The organism is Luteibacter sp. (assembly GCF_036499525.1).
In the GTDB taxonomy this organism is placed as follows: Bacteria; Pseudomonadota; Gammaproteobacteria; order Xanthomonadales; family Rhodanobacteraceae; genus Luteibacter.
In genome coordinates, this window is sequence record NZ_DASYDO010000005.1 from 1 (window position 1) to 18,529 (window position 18,529).

Annotated in this window: 13 protein-coding genes and 1 tRNA gene; all 14 read right to left on the minus strand. The window is 66.1% G+C overall.

The features are described from left to right. Positions 1 to 648, minus strand: a 648-nt coding sequence (locus tag VGM71_RS00470) for a reverse transcriptase domain-containing protein (RefSeq protein WP_331541787.1), incomplete at its 3' end; no start/stop codon positions are given. A 433-nt stretch (positions 649 to 1,081) separates the two neighbouring features. Continuing rightward, positions 1,082 to 1,158 (minus strand) — tRNA-Pro (locus VGM71_RS00475). A 47-nt stretch (positions 1,159 to 1,205) separates the two neighbouring features. Continuing rightward, positions 1,206 to 1,562 (minus strand): MerR family transcriptional regulator, encoded by a 357-nt coding sequence (locus tag VGM71_RS00480; protein WP_089978805.1) that lies wholly within the window; start codon positions 1,560 to 1,562, stop codon positions 1,206 to 1,208. Then, complete coding sequence (gene ihfA, locus VGM71_RS00485) at positions 1,543 to 1,842, minus strand: integration host factor subunit alpha (RefSeq protein ID WP_036114917.1); 300 nt, start codon at positions 1,840 to 1,842, stop codon at positions 1,543 to 1,545. Before ihfA ends, VGM71_RS00480 begins: the two co-directional genes overlap by 20 nt. A 1-nt stretch (position 1,843) precedes the next feature. Next, positions 1,844 to 4,225 carry a phenylalanine--tRNA ligase subunit beta gene (gene pheT / locus VGM71_RS00490; protein WP_331541790.1) on the minus strand — a complete coding sequence of 794 codons (2,382 nt, stop codon included), beginning with the start codon at positions 4,223 to 4,225 and terminating at the stop codon, positions 1,844 to 1,846. A gap of 28 nt (positions 4,226 to 4,253) precedes the next feature. Beyond that, a complete protein-coding gene (gene pheS / locus VGM71_RS00495) occupies positions 4,254 to 5,246 on the minus strand; it encodes a phenylalanine--tRNA ligase subunit alpha (RefSeq protein ID WP_331541791.1) in 993 nt (330 codons plus the stop codon). 108 nt (positions 5,247 to 5,354) lie between these two features. Continuing rightward, a complete protein-coding gene (gene rplT / locus VGM71_RS00500) occupies positions 5,355 to 5,714 on the minus strand; it encodes a 50S ribosomal protein L20 (protein WP_072322974.1) in 360 nt (119 codons plus the stop codon). 13 nt (positions 5,715 to 5,727) lie between these two features. Continuing rightward, on the minus strand, positions 5,728 to 5,925 hold the full coding sequence (gene rpmI, locus VGM71_RS00505) for a 50S ribosomal protein L35 (protein WP_036114929.1): 198 nt from the start codon (positions 5,923 to 5,925) through the stop codon (positions 5,728 to 5,730). Between the two features lie 270 nt (positions 5,926 to 6,195). Continuing rightward, a complete protein-coding gene (gene infC / locus VGM71_RS00510) occupies positions 6,196 to 6,723 on the minus strand; it encodes a translation initiation factor IF-3 (RefSeq protein ID WP_414675064.1) in 528 nt (175 codons plus the stop codon). 44 nt (positions 6,724 to 6,767) lie between these two features. After that, positions 6,768 to 8,669: a threonine--tRNA ligase gene (gene thrS / locus VGM71_RS00515; RefSeq protein WP_331541793.1), complete on the minus strand. Its 1,902-nt coding sequence runs from the start codon at positions 8,667 to 8,669 to the stop codon at positions 6,768 to 6,770. A gap of 240 nt (positions 8,670 to 8,909) precedes the next feature. Then, the gene (gene recD, locus VGM71_RS00520) at positions 8,910 to 10,784 is read right to left on the minus strand and encodes an exodeoxyribonuclease V subunit alpha (protein ID WP_331541794.1); all 1,875 of its coding nucleotides are present in this window, start codon (positions 10,782 to 10,784) and stop codon (positions 8,910 to 8,912) included. Further along, positions 10,781 to 14,428 carry an exodeoxyribonuclease V subunit beta gene (gene recB, locus VGM71_RS00525; protein ID WP_331541795.1) on the minus strand — a complete coding sequence of 1,216 codons (3,648 nt, stop codon included), beginning with the start codon at positions 14,426 to 14,428 and terminating at the stop codon, positions 10,781 to 10,783. The genes recD and recB overlap by 4 nt, the downstream gene beginning before the upstream one ends. After that, positions 14,425 to 17,853 carry an exodeoxyribonuclease V subunit gamma gene (gene recC, locus VGM71_RS00530; RefSeq protein WP_331541796.1) on the minus strand — a complete coding sequence of 1,143 codons (3,429 nt, stop codon included), beginning with the start codon at positions 17,851 to 17,853 and terminating at the stop codon, positions 14,425 to 14,427. Before recC ends, recB begins: the two co-directional genes overlap by 4 nt. Before the next feature lie 67 nt (positions 17,854 to 17,920). Then, the gene (locus VGM71_RS00535) at positions 17,921 to 18,340 is read right to left on the minus strand and encodes a CopD family protein (RefSeq protein WP_331541797.1); all 420 of its coding nucleotides are present in this window, start codon (positions 18,338 to 18,340) and stop codon (positions 17,921 to 17,923) included. Positions 18,341 to 18,529: the final 189 nt, after the last annotated feature.

Genomic DNA, 18,529 nt, shown 5'->3' on the forward strand with positions numbered 1-18,529 from the left:
TTCCAGATAACGACGGATCAGCTTGAGCACCCGCTCATCGTCGATGTGCCGGGCCACCCGCGACATCAGAATGTCGTGGTTGACCTGATCGAAGAACGCTTCCAGATCGATGTCCACCACCCATCGGCGGCCGTCCTGCACGTATTTCCTGGCAGCACGGACCGCTTGATGAGCGCTGCGACCCGGCCGGAAGCCGTAGCTCGATGCGGAGAACGTCGGTTCAACGATCGGTTGAAGGATTTGCAGCAGCGCCTGCTGGATCAGCCGGTCCAGAACCGTGGGGATGCCCAGCGTTCGCACCCCGCCCGAGGGCTTGGGGATGTCCACACCGCGCACCGCCGAGGGCATATACCGTCCCTCCCGCAAGGCGGCTTTTACGCCGGGCCAGTGCATCTTCAGCCAATCCTTGAACGATCCCACCGTCATGCCATCGACACCCGGTGCGCCACCGTTGCGGACCACTTTCTGATACGCCAGCCACAGATTACCGCGCTCAACCACGGCTTCCATCAGCCGTGGCATCTCCGCTTTCGTTTGCCCGGCGGCCGCCGTGATCGACTCGGCACCGTGCCGCCTGCCCACGGGATACCGTCCCGCCTCCAGGCTCTCGGCCCCGGTCGCCCGGGCTTCTGCGTCATCGTCGGTCATCGAGGTGTCACCGTCCTAATCGCGGTCTCTCGTGTTCGGCCCTTCGGTCATCTCGCACCTACTATGGCCTCGGCTGACTTCTCGCTCCGCCTTGCCGGCGTCGCCCTTTCAGGCATAAGGCGAGATCTCCCCGGGTATGACGCACCTGCCTTCCCGCTTATGCCTGTCGGATATACGCCGCGCCGTCCGTGCAAGTACCGGGCTTTGGCAATTTACGCTGCCTCACCCCGACGCGTCGCCTCGTATCCGCTTCCTGTTCGTCAGGCCAGCGTTTTGCCTCGGGCTTCCTTCAGACGACCAGTCACCCGAATCGCCCTTGCCTCTGGCTAACCCTTCCCCTTGCCGGGTGGGTAGAGGACTTTCACCTCCTAGCAGGTGCGCCCTGCCGGGCGCACACAAAAAAAAGCGTCCCGAGGGACGCTTTTCGAAATAATGGTCGGGGTGGCGAGATTCGAACTCGCGACCACTACACCCCCAGCGTAGTGCGCTACCAGGCTGCGCTACACCCCGACGAGCGAACGATTGTAACAGCATCGCCGCGATCTGCGGAAGGCGGATCAGCGACGAAGGAGGGTCAGGACTTCTTCGAGTTCCAGGCGAACCTGGCGCACGATCTGATGCGACATGCTGGCTTCCATGCGCGCCTGCGGGCCTTCCAGGCGGGCGCGGGCACCCGTGATGGTGAAGCCCTCGTCGTACAGCAATGAGCGGATCTGGCGGATCATGAGCACGTCGTGGCGCTGATAATAGCGGCGGTTACCGCGGCGCTTCACGGGCTTGAGTGCGGGAAATTCCTGCTCCCAATAGCGAAGGACATGCGGCTTCACCCCGCAAAGCTCGCTGACCTCACCGATGGTGAAGTAGCGCTTCGCCGGGATGACAGGAAGTTCGGTGTTATTCCCTGGATCCAGCATAGCCCTCGACTCTTACCTTGAGTTTTTGACCAGGACGGAAGGTGACCACCCGCCGGGCCGAGATGGGAATTTCTTCGCCGGTCTTCGGATTGCGACCGGGCCGCTGATTTTTCTGCCTCAGGTCGAAATTGCCGAACCCCGACAACTTCACCTGCTCGCCTCGCTCCAGTGCCTCGCGCACGACCTCGAAGTACGCGTCCACGAACTCCTTGGCCTCTCGCTTGTTGAGGCCCACGTCGAGGAACAGCCGCTCGGCCATTTCCGCCTTGGTCAGCGCCATCTTATCCTCGCAGTCTCGCCTTGCATGATCTCTCCAATGCCCGCACCGCATCTGCCACGCGAGCGTCGGCATCGTCGTCAGTAAGGGTGCGTGAAGCGTCCTGTAAAATCAAGCCCATAGCGAGACTCTTTCGCCCTTCATCGATCCCCTTGCCGGCGTAGCGATCGAACAGGCGGACCTCTTTGAGGACGTCGCCGAGGGCACCGCGTACGGCCGCTTCCACGGCGGCCCAGGCGATGTCCTCCGGCAGTTCCACGGCGATGTCGCGGCGAACCGCTGGGAAACGCGCGACGTGGCCCGCGTCCGGAAGGCGCCGGGCGAGGATCGGCTCCAGGGCCAGCTCCATCACATGGACATCGGGGCCGAGATCCAGTGCCTTGGCCAGTGCCGGATGCAACGCGCCAAGGAAACCCACCGGCTGCCCGTCGCGGAGTACGCGGGCACCACGGCCGGGATGTATCCAGGACGGCAGGCCATCGGCATCCACCGACCAGCGCTGTGGTTCCCCCGTATGCCCGATCAGCGCATCGAGGTCACCCTTGAGGTCGAAGAAGTCCACGGTGCGCGAGGCCTCGCCCCACTGTTCCGCCCGCGCGCCACCGGAGGCGACGACGGCGACGCGGCCGATCTCGTCCGGGGCGCCACCCGTGGCGTGGAAGCTACGCGCCACCTCGAACAGGCGAACGCGCTCCTGCTGGCGCGCGCGGTTATGGCGCAGCGCCTCGACCAGGCCAGGAAGCAGCGAGGTACGCATCACGGCCAGATCGGCGGAAAGCGGGTTGGCCAGTGGCACCCCATCGCGATCCACGCCCCAGGTCTTCAGCAGATCGGCATTGACGAAGGACAGGGTTACTGCCTCGTAGTAACCGCGCGCAGCAAGCTGGTCGCGCAGGGCCATTTCGGTCAGGCGAGCCTCCGGCTCCGCGCGCAGGGCGATCTCGCCGGCCGGCACGTGGGTCGGAATGCGCTCGTAGCCGTGGATGCGGGCCACCTCTTCGATGAGGTCTTCCTCGCGCTCGATGTCGAACCGGCTGCTCGGCGGCGTAATGCGCCAGCCGTCGTCCACCTCGACCACGCCCATGCCCAGGGCGGTGAAGATGCGGGTGACTTCGGCGGCGGGCACGTCGATGCCCAGCACGCGGCGCAGGCGCGCATGGCGTAGCAGTACCGGGGTGTGTTCGCGCAAGTCTTCAAGGCGCTCGGCCGTCGTGACCGGGCCGGCCTTGCCGCCGGTGATCTGCAGCAGCAGTTCCGTCGCGCGCTCCATGGCGCGCTTCGGCAGGGCCGGATCCACGCCGCGCTCGTAACGGTGCGAGGCGTCGGTGTGCAGGCCGAGCTTGCGCGCGCGGCCCATGATTGCCGACGGCGCGAAATGCGCGGCCTCGAGGAACACGTTGCGCGTGCTGTCGGTGACGCGGGATTCAAGACCACCCATGACACCGGCCACGGCCAGCGGACGCGCTTCGTCGGCGATCACGACGAAGGACGGATCGAGCTTCGCGTCGTTGCCGTCAAGCAACTTCAGGGTCTCCCCCTCGCCCGCATGGCGGACCCGGATAGCCCCGGACAGCGTGTCGTTATCGAACGCATGCAGCGGATGGCCGAGTTCCAGCATCACGTACTGGGTGATGTCGACGACGGCGCTGATGGGTCGAATGCCGGAGCGACGCAAGCGCTCGGCCAGCCACAGCGGCGAACGCGCTGTCGCATCCACGCCCTCGACCACGCGACCGAGGTATCGCGGCGCATCGGCACCGGCTTCGAGCTGCACGGGACGCGAGAGGCTGGAGGTGACCGGGGCATCGGCGGTGCCGGCCAGCTTCACATGGCTGCCGAACAGGGCCGCCACGTCATGGGCAAGACCGTTCAGGCCGAGCACGTCGGGACGGTTCGGCGTGATCTTCAGTTCAATGGTGGCGTCCGGCAGGCCGAGGTAGCCGGCCAGCCCCTTGCCCACCGGCGCATCGGACGGCAGCTCGAGCAGGCCGGAGGCGTCGGCGTCGATGCCCAGTTCCTTCGCCGAACAGAGCATGCCGGACGACTCGACGCCGCGCAGCTTCGCTGCCTTTATCTGGATGCCGCCGGGCAGCGTGGCGCCCACCGTGGCAAGCGGCACGCGGACACCGACGCGAGCATTGGGCGCACCGCAGACGATCTGCAATAGTTCGCCCTGCCCCGCATCCACCTTGCAGACCTGGAGGCGATCGGCCTCGGGATGCTTCGTTGCCTCGACGATCTCGGCAACGACAACGCCGTCCAGGCCCTCGCCCAGCGGCGTGACCTCTTCGACTTCCAGGCCCGACATCGTCAGCGCATGGACCAGCGCCGCGCGATCGGCCTCGATGGTTACCAGTTCGCGTAGCCAGTTTTCGGAGAATTTCATGGAAGCGACTCGTTGAACTCGGGATCGATCAGGCGAACTGGCGCAGGAAGCGCAGGTCGTTCTCGAAGAAGGCGCGCAAATCGCCCACGCCATAGCGGAGCATGGCGAAACGCTCCACCCCAAGGCCGAAGGCGAAGCCGGTATAGCGCTCCGGATCGATGCCACAGTTCGCCAGCACGGTCGGATGGACCATGCCGCAACCCAGCACTTCAAGCCAGCGCGTGCTGCCGTCCTCGGCATCCCAGCGGATGTCGACCTCGGCCGAAGGCTCGGTGAAGGGGAAGTAGCTCGGGCGGAAGCGCATTTCGAAATCGCGTTCGAAGAACGCGCGCACGAATTCGGCCAGCGTGCCCTTCAGGTCGGCGAAGCTGGAGGTCTCGTCGACCAGCAGGCCCTCGATCTGGTGGAACATCGGCGAGTGGGTCTGGTCGGAATCGCTACGATAGACCTTGCCCGGCGCGATGATGCGGATCGGCGGCTGCCGGCCCTGCATGGAGCGGATCTGCACCGGCGACGTATGCGTGCGCAGCAGGCGGCCGTCACCGAAGTAGAAGGTGTCGTGCATGGCACGTGCCGGATGGTGTGGCGGAAAGTTCAGCGCCTCGAAGTTGTACCAGTCGTCCTCGATCTCCGGACCGTCGGCACGCTGGTATCCAAGGCGACCGAAGATATCGGCGATGCGCTCGAGGGCACGGGTGATCGGGTGGATGCCGCCGTATTCGCCATCGCGCCCCGGAAGAGTCACATCGATGCGCTCGGAGGCGAGGCGACGGTCCAGCTCGGCCTGCTCCAGCGACTGCTTGCGCAGCGCGATGGCATCGGTAAGGCGCTCCTTGGCGCGGTTGACCTCAGCGCCGCGCGCTTTACGCTCGTCGCCGGCGAGCTGGCCCAGGGCCTTGAGGGCAGCCGTGACAGCGCCGTTCTTACCTAGCAGGGCCACACGCACGGCATCCAGCGCCTCTAGCGAGGGGGCGGCTTCGATGTCCCGCAGGGATGCGTCGATATGCTCGATCGATTCCATCGGTTTTCCGATTTTCCAGGGGCGGAAAAAAGAATGGGGAGAAGGCAAGGCCTTCTCCCCACGTTATCCATCATCGCGCAGCATCACTACCGCGCGCGGTAAAGCGGATTACGCAGCCAGACTGGCCTTGGCCTTCTCTGCGATGGCGCCAAACGCCTTGATGTCGTGCACGGCCAGATCGGCGAGGACCTTGCGGTCGACCGAGATGTTGGCCTTGGCCAGCCCATTGATCAGGCGGCTGTACGACAGCCCGAACTGGCGGGCGGCAGCGTTGATACGGACGATCCACAGCGCGCGGAACTGGCGCTTGCGCTGCTTGCGGCCGATGTAGGCGTACTGACCAGCCTTGATGACGGCCTGGTTGGCTACGCGGAATACCTTGCGACGGGCGTTGTAATAGCCCTTCGCACGGCCGATGATTTTCTTGTGACGACGACGGGCGGTAACGCCACGCTTAACACGAGCCATGGTTCAGCCTCCCTTAGAGATACGGCAACATACGAGCTACACCCTTGGTGTCGCACGCTTTGACGTGGTTGGGAGCGCGCAGGCCGCGCTTACGCTTGGTCGACTTCTTCGTCAGGATGTGCGACTTGAAGGCGTGACCGGCCTTGAACTTGCCGGATGCGGTCTTGCGAAAACGCTTCGCGGCCGCCCGGTTGGTCTTGATCTTGGGCATCGGAATGCTCCGTATTCGGTTGCTGACTGATCCGGCGGCAAGGCCTTGAGGCACCTGCGCTTTCCTTCCTGCCGGGTACGGTGGTTCGGCCCATCCATTCGGACCGAGCCGGCGATGATACATGAATCTTAACGGTGTGTGTAGGAGCGCGCCTTGCGCGCGACATGTTTTGAGGCCGTGGGCAACAGGACCTGTTGCTCATTGCGAAAAGATGTCGCGCGCAGGGCGCGCTCCTACGGAGAAAAGGCGTCCATGGGACGCCTTTTCCGATCAGATCTTCTTCTTGGGTCCGATCATCATGACCATCTGGCGGCCTTCCAGGCGCGGGAACTGCTCGACCACGCCCTCTTCGCCGATATCGGCCTGGATCTTGCGAGCCAGGTTCTGGCCGAGGTCCTGATGGGACATCTCGCGGCCGCGGAAACGGATCGTGACCTTGACCTTGTCGCCTTCCTCGAGAAACTCGCGCATCTTGCGCAGCTTGATGTCGTAATCGCCCACGTCCGTGACCGGACGGAACTTCACTTCCTTGATTTCGACCTGCTTCTGCTTCTTCTTGGCGGCCTGGGCCTTCTTCTGGGCTTCGAACTTGAACTTGCCGTAATCCATGATGCGGCAGACCGGCGGGTCGCCGTTCGGCTGGATTTCGACGAGATCCATGCCCAGCTCCTCGGCGGCGCGAATGGCATCACGGGTCTCCATGATGCCTAGCTGCTCACCTTCGACGCCCAGCACGCGAACCCGCGGAACGCGAATGTCGTTGTTCTTGCGATTGCCCTTGTTATCGGTCGTAGCGATACCGCTATCCTCCAGAAGAATGATCCAAATGCCGGACCCAGGCCCTATCGGCGGGTCTCGGCTTCCAAACGTTGGGCGAATTGGGCCAGCGGCATGCTGCCCAGGTCTTCGCCCCCGCGGGTACGTACGGAAATGGTACCTGTTTCCCGCTCGCGGTCTCCGACCACGATGAGATAGGGAACCTTCTGCAACGTATGCTCGCGGATTTTATATCCGACTTTTTCATTGCGCAAATCGGCATTTACCCTGAAGCCTTGTCCGACAAGGGTTTGCACCACTTCGCGGACGTAATCGGCCTGGGCATCCGTGATGCTGAACGCCACGGCCTGAATGGGGGCGAGCCAGGTGGGAAGCAAGCCCGCGTGGTGCTCGATCAGGATGCCGATGAAGCGCTCCATGGAGCCTACGATAGCCCGGTGCAGCATCACCGGATGCTGGCGCTGGCTGTGCTCGTCGACATACTCGGCGCCCAGGCGCTCGGGCATCATGAAGTCCACCTGCATCGTGCCCATCTGCCAGGCACGGCCGATGGAATCCTTCATGTGGTACTCGATCTTCGGACCGTAGAAGGCGCCCTCGCCCGGCAGCTCCTCCCAGGCCACGCCGGCGGCGGACAGCGCCGCGCGCAGGGCGTGCTCGGCCTTGTCCCAGACCTCGTCCGAGCCGATGCGCTTGTCGGGACGCAGGGCGATCTTCATCGCGATGTCGTTGAACCCGAAGTCCTCGTACACCTTCATGGCCTGGCCATGGAAGGCGGCGACCTCTTCCTCGATCTGCGCCGGGGTGCAGAAGATGTGGCCGTCGTCCTGGGTGAAGGCGCGCACGCGCATGATGCCGTGCAGCGCACCCGAGGGCTCGTTGCGGTGGCAACCGCCGAACTCGCCGTAGCGGACCGGCAGGTCTCGGTAGCTGTGCAGGCTGGTGTTGAATATCTGCACGTGGCCCGGGCAGTTCATCGGCTTCAGCGCATAGGTGCGCTTCTCCGACTCGGTGAAGAACATGTTTTCCTGGTAGTTGTCCCAGTGACCGGACTTCTTCCACAGGCTTACGTCCATGATCTGCGGGCCGCGCACCTCCTGATAGCCGCTCCTGCGGTACACCCCGCGCACGTACTGCTCCACGGCCTGCCAGATGGCCCAGCCCTTCGGGTGCCAGAACACCATGCCCGGCGCCTCTTCCTGCTGGTGGTACAGGTCGAGCTGCTTGCCGATGCGGCGGTGGTCGCGCTTCTCGGCCTCCTCCAGCTGGAGAAGGTAGGATTTGAGGTCCTTGTCGTTGAGCCACGCGGTGCCGTAGATGCGGGTCAGCATCGCGTTGTTGGAATCGCCGCGCCAATAAGCGCCGGCTACCTTCATGAGCTTGAACGCGCGCAGCTTGCCCGTATTGGACACGTGCGGACCGCGGCAGAGGTCGGTGAACTCGCCCTGGGTGTAGAGCGACAGCTCCTCGTTGGCCGGAATCGACTCGATGATCTGCGCCTTGTATTCCTCGCCCATCCCCCGGAAGAAGCGGATGGCCTCGTCGCGGCTCTTCACCGAGCGCGTGACCGGGATCTGTTCCTTGACGATCTTTTCCATCTCGGCCTGGATGGTCTCGAGGTCGTCAGGCGTGAAGGGGCGTTCGTACGCGAAGTCGTAATAGAAACCGTTGTCGACCACGGGACCGATGGTGACCTGCGCACCGGGGAACAGGCGTTGCACGGCCTGGCCCAGCAGGTGGGCCGTGGAGTGGCGGAGGATATCCAGCGCCTCGGGGCTCTTTTCGGTGACGATCTCGAGCGCCGCGTCGCGGTCGATCGTGTAGCTGGCGTCCACCAGCCGGCCATCGACCTTGCCGGCGAGGGTGGCCTTGGCGAGGCCGGCGCCGATGGAGGCGGCGACGTCCTGCACGGAAACGGGGTGGTCGAACGGGCGCTGGCTGCCGTCGGGTAGCGTGATCTGGATCATGGATGGTGTTCCGGACAAACGAAAAGGGCGCCAGGCGCCCTTCGGGGGATGACGAAGACGTGGCGGGGGCTCAGGTTGGGAAGCGCGTAGTCCGCATGTCGCACACTCGGCCAGCGTTACCGCGGGCCACCTTCGTTGCTTGGATATCGGGCGAAAGCTAGTTCAGGGCCGCTGCCGTGTCAAATGCAACGTCCCGGTCCTTCCCCCATGCGTATCCGGGGGAACGGCCTGACGGGAACCTCAGAGCAGCCGGCGAAGCAAACCGGATGCCCTCTGCGTCTTCCTCTGCACGGCATAGCCGAGGATGTCCGGCGTCGCCAACAACGTGAATCGACGCCGTGCGCGCGTCACGCCCGTGTAGACCAACTCGCGGGTCAGTACCGGCGACGGTTCGGGGGGAAGCGCGAGCGCGGTGTGATCGAATTCCGAACCTTGCGATTTGTGCACCGTCATCGCATAGACCGTCTCCACCGCCGCCAGGCGACTCGGTACGACGAAACGGATCCGCTCGGCGCCGTGCTCGTCCATGACCGCGAAAGCCACGCGCAAGGACATGCCGCCTTGTCCGTCGGGAAGCCACAGCGTCACGCCCACGTCGCCGTTCATGAGGCCGAGGGCGTAGTCGTTGCGCGTGAGGATGACGGGACGGCCTTCGTACCAGCCACCGGTAGCGTCGATCAGGCCCCGATCCAGCAGCCCCTGCGCGATGCGGATGTTCTGCGCGAGTACGCCGTGGTCACCCAGGCGCGTGGCGCAGAGCAACTGGAAGCCCGCATACGCTCGCAACGCACCTCGCCCCCAATGGGTGAGGGCCTCGTCGCTCGCCCCCACGGGCGGACGCTCGCGCTCGATCCAGTCGAGGTAGTGGCGGTATCCGGGAGCGTCGTCGCGGCCTTCGATCGCAAGCGTGGCGATCGCGGCGGGCGATGGCGTGCCGAGCGCCACGTCGTCGAAAGACTCGAACGCCGCGCGTGCCCTGCCCGCATCGCCGCCGTTGATCGCCGCGGCCAACGCGCCGATGCCACTGTCGCTACCGAAACGACGGCTCAGCCGGAGCATCGCGACATGCTGGTCGAGCGCCGTTCCCGTCGCCGTTGCCGTCCATGCGGAGACATCCTCGCCGCAGACCTCCCGTATCCAGTCGCGCGTCGCGGTGGCGTAGTGCCCCGCTTCCGCGCGGGCGCAGAGGTCGCCGAGAACCGCGCCCGCCTCCACCGACGACAACTGGTCCTTATCGCCAAGCAGTATCAATCGCGCGCTGGGCGGCAAGGCATCGAGGGTGGCCGCCATCATTTCGAGGTCGATCATCGACGCTTCGTCGACGACGAGCACGTCGAGGTGCAGGGGGTTCTCGGCGTTGTGACGGAACGCGCGGGTATCCGGCCGGCTACCGAGCAGGCGGTGCAAGGTGGTCACCTCGGCGGGAATCGCCTGCTTCACCGCCGGGTCTACCTGCAACTGCGCCACCTGGCCCGCGATGGACGCATTGAGGCGTGCGGCGGCCTTGCCCGTCGGCGCGGCGAGACGAATGCGCAGGCGCGTCCCACCGTCGCGTAACGCCAGCGTCTGCAGCAGCCCCAGCAAGCGCACCACCGTGGTCGTCTTGCCGGTGCCCGGACCACCCGTGATGACGGCAAAGCCTGACCGCGCCGCGATCGCGCAGGCGATCTTCTGCCAGTCCGGACGAAGCCCTTCGTCGGGGAACAGGCGAACGAGTTCGCTGCGCAGCTCGATGCCGGTGCCGCGCTCGCCCAGGCGGTCGCGGATGGCCTGCGCCACGCGTGCCTCGTCGCGCCAGAAGCGTCGCATGTAAAGCAAGCCGTTCTCGAGCACCAGCGGTGCCGCGGCCTTCGACCCGGGCAGCGCCACCACGCTTGCGGCACCGAGGAAGGCCGCGGGGTCGCCAATATCCGGTTCGCGTTCGCGCAGCGTATCCAGCGGCATGCAGATGTGCCCCTCGCCGAGTTCATGGCTCAGGAGCGCGGCGACGATCTGCACGCGCGGATCGACTGCCGGATCCAGCTCGCGCAGGAAGCGCGCGAACGCCCGGTCGACGGCCTCGATGCGCCCATCGACCAGGGCCCGGTCCAGCCAGGCGTCACTGTCGGCGATCATGCGGCCACTCCTTCGAACAGCCTGTCCATCGCATCGATCATCGCCTTCGTCGGCCGCTCCACGTGTACGCCATGACCGCGCCCGTCGACGCCACGCAGGTAGAGGTAAACAGCGCCGCCCACATGCGTGTCGTAGTCGTAGGCATCGCCCAGGCGGCTGCGCAACTGGCGGTGTAGCGCCAACAGATACAACGCGTACTGCAATTCGTATCGCGCCTCGAGAATGGACCGGCGCATGGCGGCCGGCGTGTACGCCGCTTCGTCCGGGCCAAGGTGGTTTGATTTGTAATCGATCACATACCAGCGGCCGTCATGCTCGACGATGAGGTCGATGAAGCCCTTGAGCATGCCGTTGACCGTGTCGGATGCCAGATGCGGTCGCGCTTCGCCGCCCAACGTGTGCTCGCGCACGATGCGATCCAGTGCCAGCGTGTCCACGTGGCGGGATTCGAAGAGGAATTCGAGTTCCGCGCGATAACGTGAAGGATCGTCCAGCGTGGCAAGCGCCAGCTTGCCGCCATCGGGCAGATCCAGAGGTGTGCGAAGGAGCGCAAGCAACCAGTCGGTCAGGACGTCGATGAAGGCGGCCCACTGACGCCGCTCGCAGCGGCGCGCCACCACGTCGCGCAAGCGCGCGGGGTCGTCCGCGATCGACGCGAACCCCTCGTCCGCGATCCACTCGAGCAGATCGTGCAGGAACGTACCGGCTTCGGCGCCACGCTCGAACGCGTGGATGCCCGTGGCTGCCGGCTGGGGATCGGCCGGCTCCGTCGCGTATTCGACGATGACGTCGTCGATCGCCGTTTCCGGGGCGGCGATGTCGTCGGCATGGCGGAGGCCACTGTAGCTGGCGATCCGCCAGGGTTCGGCGCGAGCGATCGCGGGCTCGCGCGCGGGTCGCTGTGCCTCGTTCCGCTCTGGCGGAACATGACGCCGCTCGTCCGGGGGCGGCATGTACTCCACCCGGATCGAGGGCACGCCTTCCGCGAGTTCACGAAGAAGGCCCGCGATAGCCCCGTTGGCGATCTCTCCGCCTCCACCCAGAAGATGGCCGAAGGCGCTGCGATGCACTTGCGGCATACGCGAATGGTTGTGGCAGACAGGGGCCACGCCCACGTAACAGGCGTGCCGCGCGCGGGTCATGGCGACATAGAGCAGGCGCAGGTCTTCCTGCAGCTCGGCAAGGTCGGCGGCTTCCTTGGCACGCTCGGAGGCCTCGCCGCCCTTCGACTTGCTCACCAGTTCCAGCTGGCTTCCCGTACCGTCGTGGTAGCGGTACGTGGCCTGCCCGGGATGCGTGCCGCCACTGGCGCAGACGAAGGGCAGGAATACCACCGGATACTCCAGGCCCTTGGACTTGTGGATGGTCACGACCTTGACGACATCGTCGTCGCTTTCCAGCCGTACCAGCTGGTCGTCGCCGTGGTGGGTAGCGGTATCCGCGATGCGTTCCGCCAGGTGCCGGATGAGCGCCTGCTCGCCGTCCAGCGTCGACGCGGCGTGCTGCAGCAGTTCGGCCAGGTGAAGCACGTTCGTCAGCGCCCGCTCGCCCCCGCTTCGGCTCAGCAACCGGGCAGGCAGGTCGAAGCGATGCAGCAGCGAGTGAAGCATCGCGAGCACGCCCGAGTGCTGCCAGACGTGGTGCAGGACAAGGAACCCATCCCCCCGCTCTTCCCAGTGGGTTTCGTCGACGTTCAACCGCTCGAGCTCGGCGTAGCCGAGGTCGAGCGTGCGCGTGGCGAGCGCGGCGCGCATGGCGGTATCCGACGCCGGCGATGCCACGGCGCGTAGCCAGGCGAGCACGTCGTTCGCTTCGACGCTCTCCAGCACGGAATCGCGATCGGAAAGGAACACACTGCGCACATGCCTCGATGCCAGCGCCGAGCGCACCTGCGCCGCCTCGGAGCGGCTGCGCACCAATACCGCGATATCGGCCGGCTTAAGGGAAACGAGGACCTCGCCGCCGTCCACGAAGCCGGTGTCGCCACGCATGGCGCCGTCAAGCAGCCGTACGATCTCGCTGGCACAGGCCTCCGCCATCTGTTCGCGGTAATGCCGTACGCCGACGGGCACCTCATCGTCGAGCAGCCAGAGACGAAGCGCCGGTTGTTCTTGCCGATCGGCAACGAACCGTTCCGCCCTGCCCTTCGCCTCGACCGCTACGAAAGGAAGGCCGCGCTGCGCGAAGTGGAAGGCACCATGCGGATGCCGTTCGCCATGCAGGAAGATGGCGTTCACCGCTTCCACCATGGCCTGGGTGGAGCGGAAGTTGGTGTCCAGGCTGTAATGCGGTGCCTGCGCCTGCGAGCGGGCCGAAAGATAGGTGTGGATGTCCGCGCCACGGAACGCGTAGATCGCCTGTTTCGGGTCACCGATCAGCAACAGTCCCACGCCGGGCGTGTCGGCATAGACATGGCTGAAAATACGGTACTGGACAGGATCGGTGTCCTGGAACTCGTCGATCAAGGCCAGCGGGAACTGTCGGCGGATCGTGTCCGCCAGCATGCCGCCGGCCGGGCCGCCAAGGGCGGTGTCCAGGCGTTGCAGCAGGTCGTCGAAGCCGATCTGCGCACGCTTGCGCTTCTGCATCGCGAACCGTTCGCGCACGCGGGCCAACGCGTCGACCAGCAATGCGTGGCGAATTTCAACTTTTCCCTCATGCCCTGACGCCCATGCATCGAGGGCGGCGAAGGCCGGATGCGCGGGACTCGCCTTGCCCTTGCCGGTGGCATCGCCCAGCCGCGTCGCCGTGAAGCGCTGCAACTCTTCGTCCGTCGCTTCGCCGCCGAAAGCCCAATGCCGCAAAGGCGCGAGGTAACCGGGCAGGCGATCCGGACGGTAGCGATTGTTGTTGAGCACCTTGGCCGTCGAGGCGTCGGTGAGCAGCCCTTCGATCCTGTCGACATCGGCGCGCCACGCCGCGGCGGCCTCGGCAAGCAGGCGCTCGTTCTCCGCCTCCCATGCTTCGCGCGCCGCCAGCAGGGACCGCGGGTCTGTCACGGCATCGAGGATCTGTCCCTCGACCCGCAAGGTCACTTCACCGCCGTGGAACAACGGTTTCAGCGAACGCAGCAGATCGTCAGGGGAGCGCCATTCCTGGAGGACGGCCTCGGCCTGGCGCGGCGCCAACGGGTAGAACGCCTGGCGCCAATAATCGCGCACGCAATCGGCCAGCAGTTCGCTTTCGTCCGGTTCCAGCGTGAGCGCGAACGCATGGCCACTGCCAAAGGCATGCTGGGTGAGCATGCGCTGGCTCCAGCCATGGATGGTGAAGATGGCGGCCTCGTCCATCCATTGCGCCGCCAGTTCCAGGCGCCGCGCGCAGCCCGGACGTGCTTCCGCAGGATAGGTGGCGATCAGCTCCGCGAGGAACGGTTCGATGGACGCGGAAGCACGAAAGGCGCTAGACGCCTCGACGAGCCGGGCACGGATGCGTTCGCGCAGTTCCTGCGTGGCCGCTTCGGTAAACGTGACCACGAGCAACTGCGGCGGCAGCAGCGGCTGCGGCAGGCCATGGCCCAGCACCGCACGCACGTAGAGCGCCGCGATGGTCCAGGTCTTGCCCGTACCGGCGCTCGCTTCGATGAGGCGAATGCCGTCCAGCGGCATCGACACCGGATGGAGGGATACGACAGACGGGCTCATGCCGACTCCACGCGCAGTGCGCCGAGGAAATCGGCATATGCCGGCAACCAGTCCACGAAGCCGTTCCCGAGCAAAGCGCCGAACTGGGGGAAGGTGCGGCGCAGGTAGGCGTCGTTGTCGACCTCGCCCGGAACGCGCGTTCCGGGCGAGGCGGGTCCGTAGACCGTGCGCGCCGCCGCTTCCGCCTTGGCCTCGTCCTCGCCCAGCCAGGCGAGCGCCGTGCGGAGCGCGACGGGCAACGGCCGGCGCATGCCCTCGCGCCACATCCGCACCACGCGGAGCAGATGGGCATGGGCCGTGTCGACACTCAACGGTGGCATGACGATGGTGCCGTCCGGACCGACATAACGTGTTTCCACGGCGATGCCGGCCGCCTGGGCCACGAGGTGATCGACCCACGCCTCGACCAGGCGATGCGCCGCGGGGCGTCCTTCCTTGTCGACGACGGCGGTGGGAGACGCGCGCAGCGAGACGAGGTGATCGTCGCCGTCCGTGCGCAACCCCGCCAGCCAGTCTTCGATGACCAGCCCATCGATCGATACACTGAGCTCGCGCTTGCCGGCATCGATGGGCCAGCGGGCACGCTCGGCCACGTAGCGTGTGTGCACGGCAAGCGCGGCTTCTTCCAGCGTGCGCCGCGCCATGTCGGCAAAGCCGCCCATGGGCAGGACACCGCTGCGTTGCAGGCGTGCACTTGCCGTCGCGATGGTCGTGGCCGGATCCCTGTCTTCCTGGCGCAGCGCCGCGCGCAAGAGTGCGTCGATCATGCCGTAACGGTCGAGACCACCGAGCGAGAACGGTTCGTTGTCGTCGCTCGCGGCTTCCGCCGTATCGAAGCGCACGCCAAGGCGGCTGTTGAAGAACTCGCGTACCGGATGACGCAGGAACCGGCGCAGCGTGGCGATAGGCAGCGGCCGCTCCACCAGCAAGGGTGCGAGCGCTTCGTCACGGTGTTCGTCGCGAACCTCGTGCGCCAGGCGCCATTCGCCGGCGTAAGTGAACAACCGGGGATCGCCTTCCTGGAAATAGGCGCGACTGAACGGTTGCAGCGGATGGACCACCGTCAAGGCCGACAGCACATCGCCTTCCCCCACGTGCCAGCCGGCGGCAAGATAATCGCGCAGCTGCCCCACGAGCACCGATGGCGCCAGTTCGGCGTTGTCGCGTGCGCTGCGGCCCACCCATCCGACGTGCAAGGCATCGCGTGCGGAGAGCAGCGCCTCCAGGAACAGGTAGCGGTCGTCCTCGCGACGCGAGCGATCGCCGGGACGCCACGCACCGGCTCGCGCCATGAGGTCGAAATCCATCGGCGGCCGTGCGCGCGGATAGTCGCCGTCATTCATGCCCAGCAGGCAGACCAGGCGGAACGGAATGGCGCGCATCGGCATGAGCGTGCCGAAACTCACCGCTCCGGAGAGGAAACGCTTGGACAGGCCGCTTTCGTCGAAAGGCGCGAGCCACGCCTCGCGGACGACTTCCACCGGTAGCGGCTGCGCGAACGACGCTTCCGCGCAGGCGCGTTCCCAGGCTTCCAACGCATCGAGCAGACGCTCGTGCAGCATGCGGTCTTCCGGGTCCGCCGGCGCGAACAGGTCGCGCAGCAATGCGCGCAGACGTTCGCCCCATAGAGCGGGCGATGCCGGGTCAGCGAGGTGGCGCCAGTGGCTGCCCAGGGCGTCGAGGAGATCCGCCAATGGCCCCACCAGCCTCGCATCCAGGCCGCCGACCTCGCCATACGGCTCGATGTCGCCCCATGCCTCGCCCTGCCCCGTGGCATAGCCGAGCAACATGCGACGCAGGCCGAAAACCCAGGTGTTCTGCTCCAGCGCCGGCAGCCCCAGGGATGCCCGCTGCGTCGCATCCAGTCCCCAGCGAATACCGGCGCCTTCGATCCAGCGGTGAAGGAGCGGGAGATCGTCCTCGCCGAGCTTGAACCGCTCGCGCACGGCCGGCACGTCGAGCAGGTCGGCCATGTCGCCCACGCCGAAACGCGATTCCGGCAGCGCCAGCAGCATATCCAGCGCCATGACCATCGGCGCCGTGCCGCGCGCGGTACGGTCGGCGATGCTGTAGGGAATGAAACGCGAATCGCCGCGTTCCACGCGGCCGAACACGGCATCGATATGCGGCCCGTAGGTCTCGATATCCGGCACCATCACGATAACGTCGCGCGGGAGGATCGGGTCGCCTTTGCGCGAGGCTTCCTCGAAGCGCGCCAGCAGCTGGTCGTGGAGTACCTCCACCTCGCGCTGGGGGCCGTGCGTCACGTGGAAGGCGATGGAGGTGTCGCCGTGCTCCAACCGTCGCGGCGCCGCCGGAAGGGGCTCCAGGTCAAGGATCGCCCCCTGCACCTGGCCCAGCAACGTGTCGGCACGCGGTTCCGCGAACAGGTCGATACGCCGGTCCCAGGCCGTGAAGCGCTCGCGGTAGGTGTCCGCGTTGTCGAACTCGTCGAGCAGGCGGATGTAGTCGCGCCCCTGCTTGCCCCACGCCGCCAGCAGCGGGTGGGCATACATGTGCAGGTCTTCATCCGAGGGCAAGGCGGGCATGCCGGGCTTGGCCTGCTGGCGGCGTCGCTCGGCACGCAGCAGCTCGCGATCGTCGACGATGTCCGCCCAGTAATGCCGGCACGGATTCATCACCACGAGCAGCACCTGCGACCAGCGGCCCAAGGCGGACAGGGCTTCCAGCGTCTGCCGGGGCAGCGACGACATGCCGAAGACCACGATGCGCCTCGGCAGCGCCTTCGGCCGTTCGGTGTTGGTGGCCACGGCGGTGAGGAAGCGCTCGTGCACGGCGGCGCGGTGGCCGTGAGCCTCGTCGCCGCCGACATCCGCCAGCAGGCGTCGCCAGAGTTCCGCCTGCCAGCGATCCGCCGGGGACAGGACGGGCGCGCCCCCGCGGGCGTCACGAACGACGTCGTGTCCCGTCGCCCAGTCGTCGAGCCAGTCGGCGCGATAGACCTGGTATTGGTCGTAGAGATCGGCGAGGCGTTCCGCCAGCTGGTGGCATTTACGCGCATCCTTGACGTCGCCGAGGAAGGCCGCGAGCGGCTCGAATCCCGCTTCGTTCGCGACCGCGGGCAGCAGGCGCATCAGCCGCCATACCAGCCGCGACTTGTCGAACGGCGATTCCGGCGGCACGGCGTCGCGCCCCAGTACGGCGCGGTAGGCCTCCCAGAGGAAGCGGCCCGGCAGTTCCACGTCGACCGCCGCGGCAATGCCGAGGCCACCTTCGTCGCGACCGCGCGCGAGCGCCATGCGGAACCATTGCGCGATGCCGTTGGACTGCACGAGCACGCGCTCGTCCTCCAGCGGACGCAAAGGCGTGCGTGCCAGCCAGCCGACCAGCACGTCGCGCAGTTCTTCGAGGCGGTTGCCGTGCAGGACCATCAGGCCTGGCGCGATGTCGTCCAACTCGCTCAACGGGTGGCTCCAGGGCGGAAAGGTGCGACAGCGATCATCGCCGATCCGCGTCTCCCCGGGTGAGACCTCAGAATGGCTTTGCCACGACAAGGAAGACGATGGCAATCAGGACCAGCACCGGCAGTTCGTTGAAGATGCGCAGCGTCTTCGTCGAGGGCAATGCGCCTCCGGCCATGCTCCGCTTCAACAGGCGCCCCGACCAGATGTAATAGGCCAGCATCAGGGCCACCAGCGCCAGCTTCGCGTGCAGCCAGCCGCCGCTCACGTGGAAATACAGCCAGAGCACGAGGCCGAAGATGAGAGCCAGGCCGAACATGTTGTGCCCGAACTTGTAGAGCCGGCGTCCCATGAGTTCGAGGCGCGCCTTTACGGCGGGTTCGTTGCCGGCCTCGGCGATATTCACGAGGATGCGCGGCAGGTAGAACACGGTCGCCATCCAGGCGATGACGAACACGATGTGCAGGGACTTGGTCAGCAGGTAGGCCACCGGCAGTGCTCCGTCAGGAAAGCGCCGAGTTTAGCCCACGCTGCGACAGGCATCGGGTAGGGAGCCGGAATATTCCGGCCCCCTCCCACACCACCGTACGTGCGGTTCCGCATACGGCGGTTCACGAGTGACGCTGGAGACGCCGGCTGCTGTCGGCCAGTGAGACCAGTCGCAGCCGGTCGAAGAAGC